Genomic DNA, 20,495 nt, shown 5'->3' on the forward strand with positions numbered 1-20,495 from the left:
CAATGCCATTTGATATTCGCCGCTGTCAAGAGACTTATGGATTTCTTCCAGCACATTGTCAACGCCAATCATATCCAGAAGTTTCGCGTCAAACGCGGAATTTGACAACTTCTCAAGGTTAGTGGGATTACCGTCGAACCACCCGAAATAGCCGCAGTACATGGCACGAACCGTCCATTCCACAGTGCCGTAAAATTCTCCCGGGTAGGGCTTATCCATGTACTGTTCCGGTAGTTTCACTGCCTCCACGGTCTGCATTTCGCTCATACCGAGGTTCATGCAATCTAATGTCTGTAGCAGTATAGACTCAATAGCACCTTTATAATCCATTGACAACGCCAGCACGCAGTTTTGCGTAATTGGAAGTGTGTTCTCCATTCCTGAAATGGATTTACCTTCTAAGTGTAAGTCCCTGTTTTCTTGCTTCTACTAATTCCTTATGATAAAAATAATTGTTGTGTTTTATGCCATTTATCCGGCAATAATTTTCAATTTCCACGGACAGATCTATCCAATAATTTTTCTTCCGCTTGATGTATATATCATGTACCAAAACTGATACTCGTTTTTATACAGGGTTTCTATGTCGTCCTCTCTGGCCTGTTCGTCAAACTTCCGCTTGTTCTGCGCCGCCTGTATCTTTTTGCACTTCTCCCCGCATAGCTGATACCGTTTACTGGGGGCAAGAAAGTACCGCCCACGGATTTGAGAAATACTTTGAACGGCTAGAAGTTTCCCTTCTCGAATAATTCTAACCTGCTCACACGTGCGCTCAATCTCCGCGAATTGGTGGGAAGACATAAATAAAGTCTTCCCCTTTTCTTTTCCTCTAGGATTAAATCAATGAACACTTTCTGCATTAAGGGGTCCAGTCCAGATGACGGTTCATCAAGGATGAGCACCGTGGCATCCAACATCAATGCCGAAATTATCCCCAACTTCTGCTTCATCCCTTTAGACATCTTCCGAATGAGTATTCTTAAATCTAAATCGAGGGCACTCACAAAATAATCTCGATTCTTCTTTATTTGAAGATAATCGCAATGCATTCCCGCGATAAGATCTAAACATTCAGCCCCTGTTAAGTTCTCAATAAAATGAAGTTCACCCGGAAGGTAACTGACGATCTTCTTCACTTCCGTCTTTTCTCGCCAACAATCATGTTCATTGATCGTTACTCGTCCCGAATCCCGCTTTAAAAATCCCATTAAAAGACGGATAGTCGTGGTCTTTCCTCCTCCCTGCCTTTCAGTCCAACGGCTTTCTAGCAAAGAAATAGTGAGACACTTTAAACGGTAACGGAATCACCTCAATCTCAGTGAAACCGGTTTGTTCCAGGAGATCTACCATTTCTTTTTCCAAAGGTAGCCCCTCAAAACCCTCATGACAGGTCAGAAAAAAACTCATTAAATTTTGTGGAATATGAGTTTTAAGAATTTGAAATGATGGAGTTGCTCCACGCAGAGCCGTTAAGATCCCAATTCTCCCTCCTGGGCTTAATAGATCCTTAAGGTAATTCAAAAGTTCCACGCGGTTTGCGCTGCTAAAATAGTAGATATTATTATTGAGAAGACAGCAATCATACGTTCCTAAAGTGTCGGTGAACTCAAACACATCTGTAGCTTCAATCCTAATTCGTCCTTGATAAGATTCTGTTTGAGCTGCAGCCCGATCGGCTACAGACGGATTAATCTCTAGACCCACGCCCGTTAAACTTGGAAATCCTTCAACGAGTCTTCGTAAAAACACAGCTTCACCGCAACCAACGTCTAAGACGTTACGCCAGCGATCTTTTTCACACTTCCCCCTAAGCAACGGCCAGACGAAGGGTTCTGAAGCTTGGGAGGCTCTGGAAATAAGCTCATTTTCCATCTCAAATTCCATTTGCACCCGAGGGATTTCACCTCTCATCAAATCCGGTAATTGCGCAAAGCAAGGCCCCCAATGAAGGGCAAACTCTTTGTACATCGCTTCTAAGCCATAGTCACGGTAATTATTAATGGCCTTCCCCATTTTACTCAGTTGATAATTTCCATTTTTGAAAACTACAAGTTCTTGAATCTTTGCTTGTTCCAACCAATGATCCAGTAAAAGAGGGTCCCAATTTGAATTTTCCGCTAGGATCTGCTCTTTAGTTTTTTCTTCAAGAAGGCGTTCCCAGAGATTAAGTTCAAATCCCGTGTGAACAAGCCACATAAACCCTAAATTTTCCATGAGTGATACCGTCTTTCCAAGAAGTGCCAGCATTCCTATATCCATGGAGGTTCACCTCCCATAATAATAAGCCCCGAAACAAACAGGGACCTTGTGTTTTGCCATATCTATATACTATTGTATTTTATTGGTAAACCAGTCGTGTCTGTCACCCTCGTTCCCCAAATTCTTTCCCATAAATTCGACAGATCAAACTTCCCCCAGATAAACCTTCGGCTAAAGGGCTTGGCTTGTTCAACCAGGCTTAAAGTAGGATCTAGCTCGTTTAAAATTCCCTCAAGAGTTAGCAAGGATTTACCTACGAGGATAAATTCAGAAGGAATATGAATTCCATGGCGAAAGATGATATTTAAAAAGTCCTGAATAGATTCACCCATGGCAAATTTCCTCGAGGGTACTTTCAAATGTTTATGACGTAAGGCAGAAATATCTGCTTGGAAGGCCAGTCTGTCAACATGCTCAGGTACAATGCCCATTTGCGAGATTGTCTCCAAAATTAAAGCATTATTTCCTCGGATCAGTGCAGACATTAGTGACAAGATCTGACCCCTCATTGTACGGGTTAGATGTCCTGTTATCCCGAAATCAAGCAAGACAATTTTTTCCCCAGGTAATATAAATATTACCAGGATGAGGATCACCATGAAAGCACCCCCCCAGAAGGATTTGTTGGAGAAGAGCTTTACTTAAGCGATCTGCGATCCGATGAACATCATAAGATGTTTCTTGAGAACCTATAATTTGATGTAACGGAACCCCGAAATATACTCCATAGTTAACACTGAGGGATGCGTAAATTCCCAGTAAATCTTCGGGATCAGAATATGTACAGAACTGCCTGATGCACTTGTCCAATAGACGCTGCCGCTAGAGGTACAGGATCAAATTCTTGATAGGCTAACTCTAGGCTAGTCTGTAAGGATTCTTCGACAACTCCGCGCACTACCCCAAAGGAAAGCGGGCGAACCCTGTCTTGGAGCTTCGCTAATTCTTGAACAATAGGTTGCGGAAGAAGATCCGACCGGGTACTCGCTAGTTGTCCAGCTTTTACAAAAGCTGGTCCAAGTTCTGCGAATCATTTCTTAGATGCATTCCAACGAATGCTAAATTTTCCTCCTGCATTGGCATTAAATTCCCCGAGAACAGTACATAACCCAAGCCATGTCGGATAAGTACGGAAAGGATCTCGTAGTAACGGGCAAAATGCCTCGCAGGTATTTCAAACATACTGAATGCTCTCCGTTTCTTAATAGACTATTACATAGGTATGAAACTTTAAGCGTAACGTGACAGCTACTATCGGGTTAACTAAAGATCAATTCCTCGAATAATTTATAAAATGAAAACAGCACTTAGTCATCTCCCCATATTTTAAACGGGATACCTTTCGGCATCCCGTTTACTGTTGATGTTATTCTAAGCAACTTCTAAGGCCACATATGTTGTATTGCCAGTTGGGTACTACTGAGAAACAAAACTGCTCTGAATGAGCGTCTTTGCCTCATCCAAATGATTAACTACGAAGATTCGATTTATAATCCGACTGAGCACATCCAAGTCAGTTATCGTGCGAACAGTATCCTGAAGAGATTGAGACTCTGCTCCAAACCGCACTTCAATGTATTGACAGATCGTTTCAGCATTCCCTTTTGCTTCCCCTTCAGCCTTGGCTCTCTCTGCATTCAATCTTTTTCAGGGGTATCCACGAGGATGTCTACGACGGCTGGAATATCAACCAATGTTCGATACAACTGTTGGGACAAAGCACGGCTATTATTAATGTCTCGTTTCAACACTAAAAAATCATAATCACTATGAGCTCCTTCTAATCCCTTGCTCCTGGACCCAAAAAGGATTATTTTTCGGGTTAGTTTTCCGTTTTCCTTCTAAATGCGTCTTAGGCACAAGGCCAATCGCTCCTATTTGCCCCCCGCGTACTCAGGTCGCCAGTAGCCCTTTATCCTTTGGCGTTTCTTCTCCATCGGCGGGACGCACCCTCTTGAGACTACCCGTGTTGTTTAAGGCGCTTACGATCTCCACTCACGCGAACTCACAGACTTTGACGAAGCTCGTTCCCTTTGCCTCTGTCTTCCCGCTTTTGGAGGGGAAGCAGGTTATGCGACTTGAGAACTTGCGTAGCAAGCTTGCCACGCAAGCATCTTCTGCGCATACTCATCCAAGTTTTTTCCTCAACACTGTTACCAGATTTCATTGGCTCGGATTTACTCGCTACTACGGAACGATCCGCCATCTCGCAGCCTATCGATTTGGCTTTTCCCTTCGGGTTATACCTCCTCTACCTTGTCCGCGTTTACGTCAAGAAAACTACGGGATTTCCCTCGGTCATCAACACACTCTATTCCATCCATCCATCCTGACCCTACTCATACGTTATTTATTCGGTATTGATAAGCTTTAAACATAGTAAAGAAATAAGGGATAGGTTATTCATAGAATACTATGAATCCTATCCCTTTGATTAGTATAGTTAAGACGTGCTCCAGGACTTTTTTTATACTATCTTTGCCATAACCCTAAGCAATACTTAACGGTACTTTCGCGGTACTTAGGCGCTGTTTACGTCGTATCGCCAAATAATCCAGTACTCGTTCGGGTGAAGTATTCAGAATCTGATGCTCCGAAATCCCCGCCTCATGGATCAAATCAAGAGCATCGCTAAACTCACCGACCCGGTCCCAAAAATGAGCATCACTTCCCAAAATAACCGGGCTTTTGTACTTCGCCATGTAACTGGCAAAGCAACGACAATTCACCCTCGCTCCATCTTTTCCTTTTATCGTAGACAGTGAACTGTTATTAACCTCGACAGGGATATTTAATTGTGCAGATTTGTAGGCAATCCGCTCAAGATCCAGTTGGAAATCTGGTCGTCCCGGATGAACCATCATATCGGTATATGGGTTTACCATGGCTTTGATATAAGCTTGAGTATTTTGTTCAGACGTCCCTCCAGGATAACAAATAACATGAAGTCCAACGAGCACAAGTTTCATCTGAGCCAAATAACTAAAAGGGATATCCAATTCTCCCTCATGGTTTACGATATTGGCTTCAACTCCTGGTAAAATCTTTACCCCAGATATTTCTTTAGGAATAATCGACAGGTTCCCAAAATGGTAAAGATGAGGAGCCCCTGGCATGCTTGGTCCATGGTCTGTCATACCCAGTAATTTAAGACCCCTGCGTGAAGCTGCCAGAGCATTTTCTGTAATTGTACTGTATGCGTGTCCGCTTGTAATGGTATGGGTATGCAAATCAACCAGTATTTCCATTTTCATCACCCCATGTTAAATTCTATTACTAAGGCCTCAAGAAAAAATTCGTTAAGAAGGTGTACTTCTAACACCTCGTATCGTTAGATGATTCAGTAGAAAATCGAAATCTGTGCTTTAAAGCTTCTTACGCGTGTTGGTAGTGGTACCCTTCCTTAATCAACATCTTCTTAACTTTAGTCAACTCCATCGGGTCAAAGAAATGTACCTCTTTTCCGCTACGAGAGGTCCAAACCTGCGGAGTTAAATACCCTTCCAGAATAAGCTTTTTAAATTTAAATTTTGATACTTCGAGATAGTATGTAGCCTCTTTTGTATTCAATAAGGAATATTTATATTGCGGGGTCATAGTCCAGCCTCCTTTTAATAAACAGGCGTTCACTTTAAGAAAATGAATCTTATCGGACCCGACGCTTTTAAATGGATTAATAGGTTTCTGACACCAAAACGGTGGCTTCAGATTCGATCCATATTGTCATTAGAGAATTGATGAATTAGCACTTACTACGTTAATTCTTTGTAGTCGTAATTTTTTATGATTGCATCACCCCTTTCATTAAATTCGGTATATCTTACCACCACTAATGATACCCTTGTATTATTACGGCAGTATTAATAAAGCTTTAAGCTTAGGTTAAACATACAATTATCAGTATGTTTTTCTTTAGCATAGGGAAAGAGAAAATGTCCCTTTAACTTTTAATTGAACGATAGTTTAAACGGTCGAAGGGGAATTAATCAAAAATTGGTCGATATACCTTCCTCTCCAGAGCATGAACTCTCGCAGATAGTGTCCCTACTTCCGTCTGTACTACCGCATTCTCGAAGTCGAACATGCGCGAGTCGATCATGTCTAGATGGTGCAGGAGTTCCGCCTCTTTAATCATCGGTCGTTTCGGGCTGCCCCATTCGGGCGTTTGGTGATGCGACAGAATGATATGCTGCAACAGGAGCTTCTTTTCTATGTCAAGTCCCTCCATATGCTCGATGATACGCAGACCAATCGCAATGTGTCCTAGCAGTTCTCCTTCTAGTGTGTATTCGGTGCCCAAGCCTGTTTCATCGGTCATCAGTTCATAGACCTTGCCGATGTCATGTAAGATGATTCCTGCATAGAGTAGGTCGTATTGCATGGATAAACGTTATGCGCATAGCTTTTTAAGCAAAACTAAAGGAAGCCACCCGATTGGGCAACTTCCAAATATTTACATATTTTAAGTAGGGATTTACCCAACCACAATTTTGTTAATCTTACACCAATTTCAGGGTATTTGTCAATGATTTCAGCTTATTTTTCACTCCTTTCTGATATTTTTTTACGCATTGCTAATGAGTCGTCAGTTAGTCTAAGTTTCCGTCTTACCCGCCATAATGGGATTATACATTGATTGTATGCCTCCTGGCCCGTGAACCGGTTCGTTACAAAACTAATCGAAGCGATGAAACCTATAGGAAGAGTTTAAACGTTCGTTTCCATGCTTACCGATGCGTACCGATGGACTTTTATAGATCCAACCGCCTGATTCGACATCTATTTGCTCGTTAGATGCTAGTTCTTTGCTAAAGACATTTCCGCATCCGTGTAGCCATAATACCCCATCACCGTGCGTACAGTTAAACTTGTCTATGAAAAATCCTGTGCCCCCAAACAACATGTTAGAAAAACCATGCACGCGATCATACGTGTATTCTATATTTCTAGTTAATGATACTCTGGATATCTACAGCGTCCTATATCAAGTCTATATCGTTAACGGGAAGACGATACGGAGGTTGCTCACACATCTAAACGACAATTAATGTTATTTTTTATCGCAAAAAACCAACCCGCTTCATATAATCTAAAACCTTATTCAAATAATCCTCAGTAACCTCCGGCCACTCAAACCCGGTTTGAGCTAAATAGTCTTGAGTAATATTACTTAAAATTTCAATTTTAAACGTTGAATCGATTTGACCCTCCTCAGTAAGGTCTAGAACAAATCCATTGAGAGAATCATTATGTTTCTTTTTTCGACACTCTTCTATTAATTGGTAAAACAACACCTTATCTAGCAGCTCAATCTCCGTACCCTGTGAATAGAGAATATCTATCACTTTTTTAATCTCAACTTTTTTGTGGTTAAACATGTGGAATACTCGTCCAGTCCATGTATTTGTCCTAATAATACTGATAATCCCTTTTGCACAGACATCGACAGGGGTAAATTCCAGTTCCTGATGTAGTCGATCACGCGGTATGGCTTTCAACTCAATAAGTGATTTTAACTTTTGATAAAAAGCATTTTCATGGATATTTCCCTGAAAGTGGCCATCTGTATATCTTCCAGTCAATATTCCCACCCTAAAAATTGTGGCATGTAGTAGTCCTGAATTTATAGCTTTAAGAACATAAACTTCTGCCTCAAATTTACTTCGAACGTATAGATTGTCGAGATAATTTTGGCCTATATAAAGTTCGGTTTCACTAAACCGCCCGTTGCCCGGTTCTTGGACTAATTGATTTCCAGCAACACTTATTGTTGAAACATGGTTCATATGTCTCCTAAAGGTTAGGCAAAACGCAATTACTTCTTGGGTTCCGAGTACATTTACTTTTTCAAACTCCGCGTACGATCCATAGTGTTTAACTAGCCCAGCTGCATGAATTACAGTCGATACATTTTCCCCCAGCATTTCATAGTCTTTGACGGATAGTCCGAATTTTTCGAGTGAAACATCTCCATTTACCACTCGTATTCGAGAATAGTCAATCGTTGATAACGATGCTAAAAAATAAAATTTTAACAGACGTGTAAGCCGTGTTTCCGACTCGACCCCTCGCACCATGCAATATATAGTGCAAGGGGTACTCTTAAGGAGCTCCCAAAGCAAATGTATTCCCAAAAAGCCCGTTGCTCCAGTTAACAGTACATTCCCCCTCTGAACAGATATCGAGGCTGGAGGAGTTTTATCATACTCCAAATAAATGCTTGGAAAATCCTCCGCAGGCTGCTCAGATTCTTTCGGTCCGCTTATCTTCCCCCTCACCTTATCCGAAAGTTGGCGGATCGTCGGATAATCGTAGAAGTCCTGGGCTGATAAATCCCACTCACGAGACCAAATCCCTGTAAGTACCTCGATGATCGCAAGAGAATCTCCTCCGAGAACAAAAAAATTATCATCCACACTGACTTGTTCTACATCTAATGCTATTGACCATAACCGAGCCAATTCTTCTTCTAACGAATCCCGAGGAGATATGGGCTCTGCATCTTGTATCCTCCCTGCAGAAATTGGATCAGGAAGGGCTTTTTTATTCACTTTAGCATTTGGCGTAAGGGGTATGGCATCCAGCCAAACAAATTTTGAAGGGATCATATAATCTGGCAGCCGCTGTGCTAAATACGTTCTCAGGTCTAAGATAGAGCATGCCTGATTCCCCACCAAATAGGCACAAAGATAGTTTTTATTTTTCCCGTCTTCACGGCTGATTACAACAACGTCCTGCAATAATTCATGCTCTAAAAGGCATTTTTCGATCTCGCCTAACTCAATACGAAAACCCCTAATCTTAATCTGATCGTCATTTCGGCCTAAATGTTCAATCTCACCATCTGACGTCCACCGTCCAAGATCGCCGGTTTTGTATACCGTTTGACCTTGATGAAAGGGATCTGGAAAAAACCTTTCTTTAGTAAGATCCTCTCTGTAAAGATATCCTCTGGCCAGCCCTTCTCCTCCGATATAAATCTCCCCGGTTATTCCCATAGGGACAAGCTCCCTCACCGCATCTAGGATATATATCTTGGTATTAGCGATAGAGTTCCCTATAGTGATATGATCAACTTGAGTTACATCTTTATACATAGACCACACTGTCGTCTCAGTGGGTCCATACATATTATAAATCCTTGCCGAAGGGGCGACTTTCCGTACGCGCTTTAATAATACTTCAGAAAGTTTTTCTCCTCCAATGAAAATTTCAGATAAGGGTGCTAACCCTACCGAACAGTAGGGATCTTTTAATACCGATTGAATTTTAGAGGGTGTAGCCTGAAGCATTTCGATATTGTACTTGTCAATAAGGTCAAACAACAATTTGGGAATTTGCTGTTCTTCTTCATTTGCCATAATAACGCATAACCCCTGAGACAGCGGCAGAAGGGTCTCCATAACAAAGATATCGAATGACACCGTAGTCAAAGAAAGGATTACTTTCTGCTCAAAAAAATGAAGTTTCTGGGTAAGGGCATGAATAAGATTGTTAACCGAACGGTGTTCTATCATAACCCCCTTGGGCTTACCCGTTGATCCCGAGGTGTAAATCACATAGACCAAATCTGTCGGCTTATTAATAGATACCAAGTTGGAGGCTGTACCGGCGTATAACGCAGCGTCATCAAGATTAATCTTTTCTAACCCCAATGTTTTTTCTAATCGCCCTATTTCTTCTTTTTCTGCGTATAAAGCTTGGGAAGTGAGTACCAATTGCGTTCGACTATCGCGCAGCACCTCTTCGACCCGCGCAATAGGGTGATCGGGATCAATTGGGAGATAAGCGCCTCCCGCTTTAATTATCCCCAAAATTCCAATCATCAGTTCAAGGGAACGATGAACCATGATTCCCACAATACTATCCGGTTTAATATCTTTTCGTCTGAGTACATTTGCCAATTGATTGGCTCGCTCATTTAGGGTTCTATACGTTAATCGTTGGTCATCGACAATCAAGGCTATTCCCTCAGGCGTCTTCTCCGCCTGTTCTTCAAATAACTGTTGAATTGTCTTATCCTTCGGATATTCCAGCTTAGTGAGATTAAATTCATGAAGAAGTATATCTTTTTCTCGGCTGGTCAACAGCGAGATTTGAGACAATGCTTTGGAGGGCTTAAAAATTGCATCTTTTAAAAGAGTTATAATATGGTGATGAATTTGCTCAACTTCTGTTTCTGTTAAGGCTTCGATTAAATAATCGTAATCGAGCCTTAAAGCTCCCTCATCCTTCCAATCACTCACATGAAGGGATAACGTATTAATCTCTTGGCCATTGAAGTACCAAAAGCTCTCAAAGTCGAGATCGTCAATTTCAAACTTTGCATTTTGATAAGAAAAAAAGACATCCGTTAAACTCCCTGAATGACTATGTGCCTCGCGAAAGTCCTTTAATATTTCCTGATAAGGGTATCGTTGATTCCTTAATAATTGTTTCCATACTTTAGAAACTTCACCAAGATAGGTTACGAAGTTCCACTCAGGATTGATGGTTATGCGAAATGGTATATTGCTAATAAACATCCCAGCAGTGTTCTTAGTATGATGATTCGCTCTGTTTAGGACAGGAGTCCCAATAACAAGGTCATGCTTAAAAGTCGTTTTCGATATATATAACGCAAATACCGCAAAGAAAATGATAAAACCCGAGACCTTAAATTCTGTTGAAAAACGTTCAATCTCTTCCGTGAGATCATGCGACAACCTCTGCGTCCTTCTCTTTGCTCTGCTATCTCTCCTTTGCGCTCTTTCTTTTAAGAGGATAAATTCGGGAACAGTTTTATACATTTGTTGCCAAAAGGTTTTACGTTCTTTATATTTTGGGGAATTCCGATATTCCATGTCCTCCAAAATGTAATCAAAATAAGAAGGTTTTTGCTCAATCAAAAGTGGTACATGGTTAACTAAATCCTTATAAGTATTTAGTATATCTCTAATGATCATGATTATGGTCCATGCATCAGAAATAAGATGATGAAATTTCGAATACAAGGCGACTTCATTATTACTTAATCTTATGAGAGCAATATAAAATAAGTCAGCGTCTAAAAGCTGAAAAGGCTTCCTTGTATGCTTATCCTGCCAGCCTGCAAAATCCTCTAACCCGTTTGAATGACTAAAGTCAAAACGATCAAATTTGTGTTTCCGAATCTCAGATATATATTGACGGGGTTCACCTTCACTAATTATAATTCTTAAACGTAAAGCTTCATGCTGTTGAATGATATGATTAGCCGCATTCTCAAGAAAATCCATGTTAACATTTTCCCTAATTATCGTTGTCATTACTAAATTAGCATAACTTGTGTTTCCATAAAATCTTTCGATATCCCATATGGATTGTTGCGGAAAGGTTAACGGGTAAACCAATGGCTCCGGCATTTTTAATAATTCCTCCCAATAAAAAGTGAGTTTTCTATTTACTCAATTCAAAGTATACATAAAATGTAGTACCTTCAGGACTTGTTTCAACACTTATCCTCCCATTATGCCGTGAAGCTATACCGTAACATACTGCTAATCCTAAACCTGTTCCTTGTTCTTTCGTTGTAAAAAATGGTGTACCTAACTTTTCCAGCATATATTGTTCAATTCCATTACCTTCGTCCGATACGCCTAAGGTTACTTCACTGTTAGAAGAAAATGTTCTTATTTTTAACTGTCCACCATTAGACATTGCTTCAAATCCATTACGAACAAGATTTAATAAGAGTTGGCGTATTTCCTGTATGTCGAGTTGTAAATCAGGTACATTATTAAGCTCAACAGTCAATAATTTATCGTTATTATGTGCATCTGCTTGGATAAGTGGCAAGGTGGAGGTGACTATGTCATTAATATTGTACCATTCATACATAGTTGCTTTGTTTTTACTGATGGAAAGAAACTCTGAGAGAATTGAATTTGCACGGTCTAGTTCTTCTATCATGAGGTCAAAGTATTCCTTACCCTTTGACTCTTGTTTGTTTCTAAGTAATTGCAAAAAACCTTTTACTGTTGTCATAGGATTCCGGACTTCATGACTAATACTAGCAGCCATTTCACCGATTAAGTTTAACCGATCAAGCCGTATTATCTCTTCCTCAGCTCGTTTGCGTTCTAAGATTTCCCGAGTAAGTAAATTATTAGCAGTTTGTAATTCTTTAGTCCGCTCTGTGACTATATTCTCTAGGTTATACTCATGCATCAAATCCTGTATCTTAAGTTTATAAAGTATAGTGGATAAGAAATATGATATTACAACTAATAAAGATGCGTTTAGATAGTGCCCTTGGCGTATATTCGGATCTTTTTGACTAATAGCCACGAAAATCATAAAAGCAACCCAGCCCAATCCATACAAAAATGCTGTAATTTTTGGTTTATAGTTGTAAACTACAGCTATTATAATGCATATCATAACGTACACGGTAATTTGGGCATGAATCTTTTGATCGATCCAACCAGATATTATAGCAGAAAGATTTAGTATAAAAGATGCAAAAAGAATGACATAGACTTTATGAACTAAAGTTATGTCATTTGAGGAGAGGACTTTTATTCTGTAGTAAACTAAAATATAAAGGAGTGTAACCAAGCCTAAAACGACATGAGAATAAAATAAATACCTATAACCATCATTAACCCAGAGGCCCCTAGCTCTGTTGATATAGTCTATTAAAAGAAAACCAACGTTTGCCAAGAACAAAATAATAGATAATTTTCTAGTTCGGTTAAAATTAACGTAAGTTAGAATCTCCTCAATGGCGTTTTCGTAGTTCACTGTTATATGTAGAAATTGAAAGAATCCCATGGGGTGCAACTCCTTTCCGAAATAAATATGGGTAACTTACGTTAGGTGGATTTTTAATCACGCGCCAATATATGAACAATACTCAAAAAAACACCACTATAAACTTAAGATAACCTAATAATCTCATAACTTCCTTGCGAAATAAGGGGAAACCTGTCTCAGAAAAATAAAAAGGCCCCTACCGTAATAGCCGTAATAGTAAGGTCCTTACCGTATTCCAACCAACTCATCTATCGACACTCCGAGGCCTGCCGCTAACCGCGCAAGAGTGTAATAGTTCGGGTTAATACCTGGAATCAGCAAAGGCCATGAGGGCTGATCTACAATTCCATTTGCCTAAGCGAAATTGTTAATGTCGACATATTGATAGATTTCGCTGTTCTTTCCTACCGCGGAACTGTTCGTAGTAGGTTTTGAACTGTTCCTGAACATACTTCAGGATTTCCAGGAGCAATTGACGTTTGCCACCCAATTAACAAACGGCTGGGGTGTTATGCGTTTTTCCATGCCCCCCTTGATAGTACGAGCTGAACGAGCGTTGATCAGGATTCTGTCGTAGCCGCTTACTCAAATGACCTTCAATTCGAGATCAGGATAGCGGGCCCCGAAAAGTTTCCGTTTGATCCGGAAAGCCTCGGTTTCGGTTGCACAAACTGCCTTTGGTGTCTTCGATTTCCACATGCCCATCGGGATACGTGACTACAAAAACGATAAATACCCATGGCACCTGTACCCTTTTTCCCAATGTGCATTGCTCTTAACTTCTATCAACTCAATCACGCTCCTTAGAATGGGGGTCGGCTGAGTAGTCCTTCAGTATTGTCCCATCGTAAGCTGGAATCGCAATGAAACGGGTAATCACTAACTAATCGAGGTTAAACAAAATAAGGCTGATGCACGAAATAGTATTTTTGCCGTTATTATAGGACATCCCACAACTCTTCTCCAATGCCATGACATCTATCCCGTAGGCCTCGACGGAAGAAACTGCTTCTTCAGGGAATCGGCACTCCTGACCATCAAGAAAAGCACACCGGCCACAGTAAGTACAAGGGCCAACATTCAGAGGGAGGAATTCTTTGAAAACTCCGGTGCTCTTTATATTGTCTAATACCTTCCTTAATATCTTGGTATGCTCTTCGATGCCTTCTTGCATACCTTCGTAATCAAAAGAATCTTCGAGTTGATACACAGTCTGGAATAATAGCCCTCGTTTAAACTTTAAAGCCTTTTCCTTTAACTCATCAATCGAACCCACTGCAGGGGGACACATCCAATTCTTGTTGTAACTGCCACACGAATTTTGCACGCATTGCAGCCTAAAGTCTTCATTAAATTGAACATCTTCCACTGTAATAATTGCTAATTGATTAACACCCAGAGATTTTAGCAAAGACATCAAATTATCTATGGCTAAGGTCATAAATTCAGCTCCTTTGTACTATAGCATCGGTGGAAACAAAATAAAATGCTTTTAAATTTATTAGGAAAAGGAAGACCCCCGAAGACGTACTTCGGAGGCATTTCGTTTAGAACATTTCTTTACTCGTTTTGTCGATTGCTTCAGTGGCGCAATCATATACACCTGGGAAGGAACTGAAATTCAAACCTTGAGTTAAATTAGGAATAAAGTATAACTTCCCGCAATTTTTGCAGGCCCTCTCTACTTCTTTGGCCACGATTTCAGGTGTCCATGCCGGAAAATCGACGACGCCGCTGTCGATATCCCCCATGAAGCTGATCTGTCCGCCGTATTTCTTGATCAGTTCGGGAGTGTTGTTAGTTGTCATAACTCCCTGCCAGATATCTATTCCCATTTCGATCATATAGGGAACCAGGTTCGCTGCATAGGAATCGCTGTGATGCACGATCAACTCGACACCATTGGCTTTGTAGAATCCATAGATTTTCTTGTAAGCTGGTAGAAAGAATTCTTCAAACATTGCAGGTGAAATGAAAGAAGATTTTTGGCTGCCCCAGTCGTCATGATGGAAAAGGGCATCCGGATGGAGACGATCGATCAGGATTTTTGCATAGTTTATCTCAGCTTCCGTAAGATAATCGATAAGCTCATGCATGGCTTCAGGTTCTTCATAGAGAGCCATTAATGCATCTTCCATACTCATAAGGTGATGACACATTTCAAAGACACCGGGTGCAACGAATGCTGTTACAAATTGTTCATTGCGATCGACTGAATTGGCATGCGCTACAGCTGCAGCCCAAGCTTCATCAGAATTATCAATAACAGGCGCTTTAACGTATTTTCTCCACTCCGTGATATCCTTCAATACCTTGTGTTCATCGTCATGCACAGGGAACTGACCAAGCTGACCTTCCGGCCATCTGAAGGTAATGCCCCAATCATTCTTGAACTCCGTACCTGGTGCGGCCATAAGCCTTACTGGAACTTCCAGTACAATGTCCATAAATTCATATTGATTTACAAATCGATCCGGATTTCCACCTTTGATGGTTTCCATTAAATTCTGCCTCTTCGTTAACATCATTTATGGCCTCCTTCTATTTACTCCTTGCTTTACGCATTTAAACCCATAAGCGATTAAGCGTTTACCAATTCTTTGGCTTTTACTGCGGCACTCCCGGCATCGGGAGCGAAACCGTCTGCTCCGATTTCATCCGCCATCTCCTGGGATACAGGCGCACCGCCGACGATGACCTTGAACCCTGTTAATCCACTAGTTTTGAGCGATTGAACGGTTTCCTTCATTGCCGACAATGTTGTAGTAAGAAGCCCTGAGCATGCTACTAAGGTTACATTTTCATTTTCTTTGATGGCATTAATAAATTTTTCTGTGGAAACGTCTACGCCAAGGTCGACCATCTTAAATCCGGCACTTTCAATCATCATGGAAACGAGGTTTTTACCGATGTCATGAAGATCGCCTTGAACTGTACCGATAACGCAGGTGCCAAGAGAAGATGTGCTAGTCCCTGCGAGAAGAGGTTTAAGTACGTCGACACCCTTGGACATAGCTTTAGCGGCCATCAGCATTTCAGGTACGAAAATTTCTCCTGCGGAGAATTTGCCACCGACGACGCCCATAGAGTCTATCATGGCCTGGAGAATTTCTCCCGCTGCGTTTCCTTCATCAAGTGCTTCCTGTACCAAACCCGGAACGAGTTTAGCTTTTCCTGCCTCTACCTTAGCTTTTACTTCTTCGATCATTGTCATTTTCTATTCCTCCTTGTGATTTTGATTATATTATTTTTTTTGACCGAATTTATCTTCCCGGTATGCTCCGATGTATTCCATGCAGTATTCGTCCTGTCCTAAGAGCGCTTCAGTGGCATAGATCATGCCCATCATATCTCTGTTTAACGGGTCGATGATCGCGCTGTCCATTCCTGCGTTCATCGCCAGCACGATGAATGCCTGGTTGACGAGTTTTCTGGTAGGAAGATTAAAGGAAATATTGCTTGCTCCTCCTGTTACATGGATTTTCGGATACTGTGTTTTGATTTCTTTGATGACTTCTACAACCGTGTTGATTCCGTCTTCCGAGGTACAAAGCATTTGAACTAAGGGATCAATATGCAAGCGAGACGGATCAATGTTATAGTCTTTAGCTTTTTTCATAATACCGGAAAATACTTCCAGACGTTTTTCTGCATCCTGGGGAATTCCCGTGTCATCGCATAAGAGAGCGACACATTCCCATTTCGTATCAGCTATCAATGGAAATATGACCTCAATCTTATCTCCTTCCATGGAGACCGAATTGATAAGACCAGGCTTTTTGCAGAATTTAATAGCCTCTGCACAGATACGTACATTAGGGCTATCAATGGCTATGGGTGTATCTGTAACCTCCTGTACCAGGTCGATAAGCCACTTTATGGTTTCAAGTTCGATCCTATCTTCAACCGATGCACACACATCAATGAAAGCAGCTCCTGCCTCTGACTGAGCTTTAGCCAGATTTCTAATAAAGTCTGCATCCTTTGCAGCAATTGCCTTTGCTACGGAAGGAATTGCTCCGTTAATTTTTTCCCCAATAATTATCAAAATCAGTCAACCTCCATTTGAATTTTTTAAGCTCAGTAAATCAATTACGTTCATCCAGCGTTTCATGCTAAAATACAAGTAACTAAAATTAATTCCCCTTTCCTTTTCTGAATAGGTTGTATAGTTGTATATATGAATATTCGATTTTTTCGAAATACTACCTTTGGTCAATTTTACAAAATATACGGTGTGAACAGTATATTTTGCACTCCACCTTGAACAAGGAGGTCTTTATGGAACATAATACGCTTCTTTCTCAATTTTCCTTGAGGTTAATCAAAACGCTCAGCAAAGAGTCAGGTCTGCAAGCCCTTGTCGATCTAGGGTATGAAATTCTGGGCAACCCTTTTACGATAACTGACTCTAGCGTAAAACTTCTTGCTTCAACCGGTGAAACCAAAGTAACCGATGACCCCGTCTGGAACGAGCTTAAGATGAATAATAACTTTATCTTTCAGACCTATTCGTATTATGTAAGGAATAGTTTATATAACGAGATAGCAAGAAATGAAGCCCCTTTTTACTGGTCGGATCCTTACTGCAAATACCCCAGACTGATCGGGAAGATACGTATCAACAACAGAGATGTTGCTAGTATGGTGGTTTGCGCCCATAATCGGGATTTTAAAGAAAGCGATAAGGAATCGGTCTCTCTGCTTTGCGATGCCTTTTCGATTGAGTTGCAAAAAACTAAATATATAGATTTCTCTCAGGGGCTGATGCATCAAAGCTTTTTGTACGATTTGCTTGATGGGAAGTTTGAAGACGAACGATTAATCGTTGAACGCATTAAAATCTTAAGCTTAAAGTTTAAAAGCAAGCTGTTCGTTATAAACATTGATATACAGAATTTTGATAAATCAAGATCAACCCTTCCTTACATGAGGGATGAAATTGAGAACAAATTAGCTAACGCGAAAGCGATAGTCTATAATCAAAACGTTGTAGTACTCGCCAGTTGTGAAAATGATAGGCATTTTCAAGAGATAGAATTAAAGACTTTAAAAGAATTCATTAATACCAATAATCTACAGGCAGGAATCAGTCGCCCATTTTCGAAATTAACGGATGTAAAGGAACATTACCTTGAGTCGGTCGAGGCAATAAAGTTGGGAAATTATTTAAATAGGGAGCAGCATTTTTATAAATATGAAGATTTTCTTATTTTTGATTTGATAAGTAACTATACTCACGGCGAAAAATGCAAAAAGTTTATTCACCATTCCTTAATATTACTCATTGAATATGATAAGGAAAACGGAACGGATTATGTCCGCAGCTTTTATACTTATCTCTGCAATTTTAAAAATGTTAAAGACTCGGCTACTATTTTAAATATCCATCGCAATACCATGTTTCATAGGATTGAAAAAATAGAAAACCTTTTAAATGTTGATTTAAATGATGGTGATGTATTATTTCAACTCTATCTGTCCTATAAAATTTTGGAATTTTTTAAGATTGCTTTGCCCTGATACTATAAAGCCGTAACATGCAACTCAAAAGGAATTTTAGGTTCGGAAAGTTTTTCAACTTCAGGAGCTGATTGTACATTGCCCGTCCCCTTCTACGAGGACAAAAAGTGAATTAGCATCATCAATCCTCTTAATAAAACGGTGAGGCCATCCCCACAACAAACGAACATATTTTTGCAGTAAATGGAAATATGCATTTTTCATTGATGCAAGCATATATCCTGTGCAACCTATAGCAATATAAAATCCCAAGGCTTTCACAATGGTTGCCTGCGTCATCCGGCTCCCATTATCCAGCCGTTGGCTTGATGCCCATCTGCCAATGGACGATACCCAGAGATCACAAAAACCATCGAAAATAGAATGCTTCGTTTACTCAAGATAGCTAACTTAAACACAAATCTTAAGCCTCACTCCATGAGGCATACACACACATCATTATTTGCCGAAGCTGGAGTAAGTTTACCGGAAATCATGGAGTGCTTAGGTCATAAAGACGATGAGACCACAAAGTTTGTATATCTGCACATAACAAAAACGAATGAAAAAAGAGGCCTCCCAAAAGTTCGGTGAACTGATGAGAAGCCTCTAAAAACCTCCATACCTCTCTGGGGTATGGAGAAAAAAATCCGAAAATGTTACCCCTAGGTTACCCCTAGGTTATCCGTAAATCTCAAGCCCTTGGCGCATCAGCGTTTGAGGGCTCTTATTACATCATGCCGCCCATTTAGTTTTGACTGAAACATCTTTGCTACTAAGTACGAAAAGTGCGTAAAATACAGGTTTTGGGCTTCTCCGGCTGTAATATTTTGCTTCATAATTTATGATTTTTCCTACAGTGCGTCAACAAAATGGCAACATGGATTTTTCCCATCAGAGTATAACAATATTTGCAGTATAGTCATGCTCACACTCTTATTTTGATAGCAGTTTCTTTCTACCGGATTGACAAATTCGTCAGTTTGATGGTAACTAATACGGAATACCCCCTCACAGCTACATTTGGTAGACCTGCAATATCAATTGTCGGAACTTAATCCATTTGCAAAATTAGATCTGAATCTACACAATGGGGGGTCTTAACGAGCATTATATTGGCCTTTCCTTATGGCTAATTAGCCCATTTATCGTTGTTAAAATATGGCAGGTTGTATTGAAAACTAAGTTTTTTTCAATTGCATGCTGCCTTAAAACACAATTATAGTGAATAACTCGTAAGCGTCAAACCCACCGTACCTAGCAATAAACCAAAACATTTGAGACAATACATTTTAAATGTGCAGTGAAAACAAAAGAGCCCCCAATAACTGTAGGCTCTGTCGGGTTAACTATTCTTTTTCATAGATTTACAGTTTTCAGGGTAGTTTATCGGACCACGGTAACAGATCTTGCAGAAAGTCCTTACTCGTGCCCATATAATGTTTGGGGATGGTCTCTAAGATATGGACAATATATTCATAGGGTTTTAAACCATTGGCTTTTGCACTTTCGGTGATCGAATAGATAATCGCACTAGCTTTCGCCCCATTGGGTGTATTGCAAAACTCCCAGTTTTTACGGCCCGTTGCGAACGGACGGACAGATCGTTCCGCTGCGGAATTATCGATGGAAATGCTGCCATCTATAAGATAACGCTCAAGATAGTTTTGCTGGTTCAAGGAATAGTTAATGGCCTTACCGATCATTGAGCCGGAGTCAATGGTTCCAGCTATGGATTTTAGCCATTCAAAATAAGCATCAAGAATCGGCTTGCTTTGTTTCAACCGTTCTTCATACCGTTTTTCAGTCGATTTATCCCTCAATAGGGCTTCAATCTTATAGAGTAAAGCAATGCGCTTCAGGGCTTCATCCGCCGTCGTCCCTTTTCGACTCTCTTGGGGGACACTCTTCAAGCATTCGTCATATTTGCGTCTGGCATGCGACTTATCTAAGTTCTC

General features: G+C 40.5%; 20 protein-coding genes and 3 pseudogenes. 3 read left to right on the forward strand and 20 right to left on the reverse strand.

Annotation, left to right across the window (positions count from 1 at the left end; all coding sequences use genetic code 11):
• From DSOL_RS22975 to DSOL_RS30220, 8 genes and pseudogenes are all read right to left on the reverse strand, one after another.
• Positions 1-330, reverse strand: a 330-nt coding sequence (locus tag DSOL_RS22975; protein ID WP_282433571.1) for an alkyl sulfatase dimerization domain-containing protein, incomplete at its 3' end; no start/stop codon positions are given.
• Between the two features lie 369 nt (positions 331-699).
• A pseudogene (locus DSOL_RS22980) lies at positions 700-1,241 on the reverse strand (ABC transporter ATP-binding protein); the annotation flags it as partial.
• A gap of 7 nt (positions 1,242-1,248) precedes the next feature.
• Positions 1,249-2,259 (reverse strand): class I SAM-dependent methyltransferase, encoded by a 1,011-nt coding sequence (locus tag DSOL_RS22985; protein ID WP_075367087.1) that lies wholly within the window; start codon positions 2,257-2,259, stop codon positions 1,249-1,251.
• Between the two features lie 62 nt (positions 2,260-2,321).
• Positions 2,322-2,858: an AarF/ABC1/UbiB kinase family protein gene (locus DSOL_RS29245; protein ID WP_075367088.1), complete on the reverse strand. Its 537-nt coding sequence runs from the start codon at positions 2,856-2,858 to the stop codon at positions 2,322-2,324.
• Positions 2,800-2,987 (reverse strand): annotated as a pseudogene (locus tag DSOL_RS29250) (AarF/UbiB family protein). Before DSOL_RS29250 ends, DSOL_RS29245 begins: the two are co-directional and overlap by 59 nt.
• Before the next feature lie 44 nt (positions 2,988-3,031).
• A complete protein-coding gene (locus DSOL_RS29260; RefSeq protein ID WP_235838968.1) occupies positions 3,032-3,157 on the reverse strand; it encodes an AarF/UbiB family protein in 126 nt (41 codons plus the stop codon).
• 518 nt (positions 3,158-3,675) lie between these two features.
• A complete protein-coding gene (locus DSOL_RS23005) occupies positions 3,676-3,900 on the reverse strand; it encodes a hypothetical protein (RefSeq protein WP_075367090.1) in 225 nt (74 codons plus the stop codon).
• Positions 3,897-4,082, reverse strand: a pseudogene (locus tag DSOL_RS30220) (nucleotidyltransferase domain-containing protein); the annotation flags it as partial. The gene DSOL_RS23005 and the pseudogene DSOL_RS30220, both read right to left, overlap by 4 nt.
• Positions 4,083-4,330: 248 nt before the next feature.
• On the opposite strand from DSOL_RS30220, the gene DSOL_RS27620 reads away from it, so the two are divergent.
• A complete protein-coding gene (locus DSOL_RS27620; RefSeq protein ID WP_139314580.1) occupies positions 4,331-4,633 on the forward strand; it encodes a hypothetical protein in 303 nt (100 codons plus the stop codon).
• Positions 4,634-4,748: 115 nt separating this feature from the next.
• Here DSOL_RS27620 and DSOL_RS23010 read toward each other — a convergent pair whose 3' ends face one another.
• The 10 genes from DSOL_RS23010 to DSOL_RS23055 form a co-directional block, all read right to left on the reverse strand.
• Positions 4,749-5,507, reverse strand: coding sequence for a phosphatase (locus tag DSOL_RS23010; protein ID WP_075367091.1), 759 nt, complete (start codon positions 5,505-5,507; stop codon positions 4,749-4,751).
• A 127-nt stretch (positions 5,508-5,634) separates the two neighbouring features.
• Positions 5,635-5,856, reverse strand: coding sequence for a hypothetical protein (locus DSOL_RS23015; RefSeq protein WP_075367092.1), 222 nt, complete (start codon positions 5,854-5,856; stop codon positions 5,635-5,637).
• 385 nt (positions 5,857-6,241) lie between these two features.
• A complete protein-coding gene (locus DSOL_RS23020; RefSeq protein WP_075367093.1) occupies positions 6,242-6,640 on the reverse strand; it encodes an HD domain-containing protein in 399 nt (132 codons plus the stop codon).
• A 294-nt stretch (positions 6,641-6,934) separates the two neighbouring features.
• Entirely contained in the window at positions 6,935-7,228 is a 294-nt protein-coding gene (locus tag DSOL_RS30225) for an AIM24 family protein (protein WP_083642958.1), read from the reverse strand.
• 88 nt (positions 7,229-7,316) lie between these two features.
• Entirely contained in the window at positions 7,317-11,642 is a 4,326-nt protein-coding gene (locus DSOL_RS23030; protein ID WP_075367095.1) for a non-ribosomal peptide synthetase family protein, read from the reverse strand.
• Between the two features lie 34 nt (positions 11,643-11,676).
• A complete protein-coding gene (locus tag DSOL_RS23035; RefSeq protein WP_075367096.1) occupies positions 11,677-13,053 on the reverse strand; it encodes an ATP-binding protein in 1,377 nt (458 codons plus the stop codon).
• Between the two features lie 865 nt (positions 13,054-13,918).
• Positions 13,919-14,476: a DUF2284 domain-containing protein gene (locus DSOL_RS23040; protein ID WP_075367097.1), complete on the reverse strand. Its 558-nt coding sequence runs from the start codon at positions 14,474-14,476 to the stop codon at positions 13,919-13,921.
• Between the two features lie 106 nt (positions 14,477-14,582).
• Entirely contained in the window at positions 14,583-15,560 is a 978-nt protein-coding gene (locus DSOL_RS23045; RefSeq protein WP_075367098.1) for a uroporphyrinogen decarboxylase family protein, read from the reverse strand.
• Between the two features lie 56 nt (positions 15,561-15,616).
• Positions 15,617-16,249, reverse strand: a complete 633-nt coding sequence (locus DSOL_RS23050) for a corrinoid protein (protein ID WP_075367099.1) — start codon at positions 16,247-16,249, stop codon at positions 15,617-15,619.
• Positions 16,250-16,279: 30 nt separating this feature from the next.
• The gene (locus DSOL_RS23055; protein ID WP_075367100.1) at positions 16,280-17,083 is read right to left on the reverse strand and encodes a methyltetrahydrofolate cobalamin methyltransferase; all 804 of its coding nucleotides are present in this window, start codon (positions 17,081-17,083) and stop codon (positions 16,280-16,282) included.
• 233 nt (positions 17,084-17,316) lie between these two features.
• Between DSOL_RS23055 and DSOL_RS23060 the strand changes: the two genes are divergently transcribed.
• Positions 17,317-18,558 (forward strand): PucR family transcriptional regulator, encoded by a 1,242-nt coding sequence (locus tag DSOL_RS23060; protein WP_075367101.1) that lies wholly within the window; start codon positions 17,317-17,319, stop codon positions 18,556-18,558.
• Between the two features lie 275 nt (positions 18,559-18,833).
• Here DSOL_RS23060 and DSOL_RS29655 read toward each other — a convergent pair whose 3' ends face one another.
• Positions 18,834-18,956 (reverse strand): hypothetical protein, encoded by a 123-nt coding sequence (locus DSOL_RS29655; RefSeq protein WP_282433572.1) that lies wholly within the window; start codon positions 18,954-18,956, stop codon positions 18,834-18,836.
• Here DSOL_RS29655 and DSOL_RS30230 point away from each other — a divergent pair.
• Entirely contained in the window at positions 18,922-19,131 is a 210-nt protein-coding gene (locus DSOL_RS30230) for a tyrosine-type recombinase/integrase (RefSeq protein ID WP_207649667.1), read from the forward strand. The genes DSOL_RS29655 and DSOL_RS30230 overlap by 35 nt on opposite strands.
• A 782-nt stretch (positions 19,132-19,913) precedes the next feature.
• On the opposite strand, the gene DSOL_RS23075 is transcribed toward DSOL_RS30230, so the two are convergent.
• On the reverse strand, positions 19,914-20,495 hold a 582-nt coding region (locus DSOL_RS23075), incomplete at its 5' end, for an IS66 family transposase (RefSeq protein ID WP_139314581.1).

Origin of the sequence: Desulfosporosinus metallidurans (assembly GCF_001936615.1) — a bacterium.
Classification (GTDB): domain Bacteria; phylum Bacillota; class Desulfitobacteriia; order Desulfitobacteriales; family Desulfitobacteriaceae; genus Desulfosporosinus; species Desulfosporosinus metallidurans.

Excerpts from the sequence above, each read along its gene's own strand:
- DSOL_RS23010 (WP_075367091.1), bottom strand. The coding sequence starts at position 5,507 with ATGGAAATACTGGTTGATTTGCATACCCATACCATTACAAGCGGACAC.
- DSOL_RS30230 (WP_207649667.1), top strand. The coding sequence starts at position 18,922 with ATGCTTCGTTTACTCAAGATAGCTAACTTAAACACAAATCTTAAGCCT.
- DSOL_RS23045 (WP_075367098.1), bottom strand. The coding sequence starts at position 15,560 with ATGTTAACGAAGAGGCAGAATTTAATGGAAACCATCAAAGGTGGAAAT.
- DSOL_RS23015 (WP_075367092.1), bottom strand. The coding sequence starts at position 5,856 with ATGACCCCGCAATATAAATATTCCTTATTGAATACAAAAGAGGCTACA.
- DSOL_RS27620 (WP_139314580.1), top strand. The coding sequence starts at position 4,331 with ATGCGACTTGAGAACTTGCGTAGCAAGCTTGCCACGCAAGCATCTTCT.
- DSOL_RS23020 (WP_075367093.1), bottom strand. The coding sequence starts at position 6,640 with ATGCAATACGACCTACTCTATGCAGGAATCATCTTACATGACATCGGC.
- DSOL_RS22985 (WP_075367087.1), bottom strand. The coding sequence starts at position 2,259 with ATGGATATAGGAATGCTGGCACTTCTTGGAAAGACGGTATCACTCATG.
- DSOL_RS23035 (WP_075367096.1), bottom strand. The coding sequence starts at position 13,053 with ATGGGATTCTTTCAATTTCTACATATAACAGTGAACTACGAAAACGCC.
- DSOL_RS23040 (WP_075367097.1), bottom strand. The coding sequence starts at position 14,476 with ATGACCTTAGCCATAGATAATTTGATGTCTTTGCTAAAATCTCTGGGT.
- DSOL_RS29245 (WP_075367088.1), bottom strand. The coding sequence starts at position 2,858 with ATGGTGATCCTCATCCTGGTAATATTTATATTACCTGGGGAAAAAATT.
- DSOL_RS23050 (WP_075367099.1), bottom strand. The coding sequence starts at position 16,249 with ATGACAATGATCGAAGAAGTAAAAGCTAAGGTAGAGGCAGGAAAAGCT.
- DSOL_RS23030 (WP_075367095.1), bottom strand. The coding sequence starts at position 11,642 with ATGCCGGAGCCATTGGTTTACCCGTTAACCTTTCCGCAACAATCCATA.
- DSOL_RS23060 (WP_075367101.1), top strand. The coding sequence starts at position 17,317 with ATGGAACATAATACGCTTCTTTCTCAATTTTCCTTGAGGTTAATCAAA.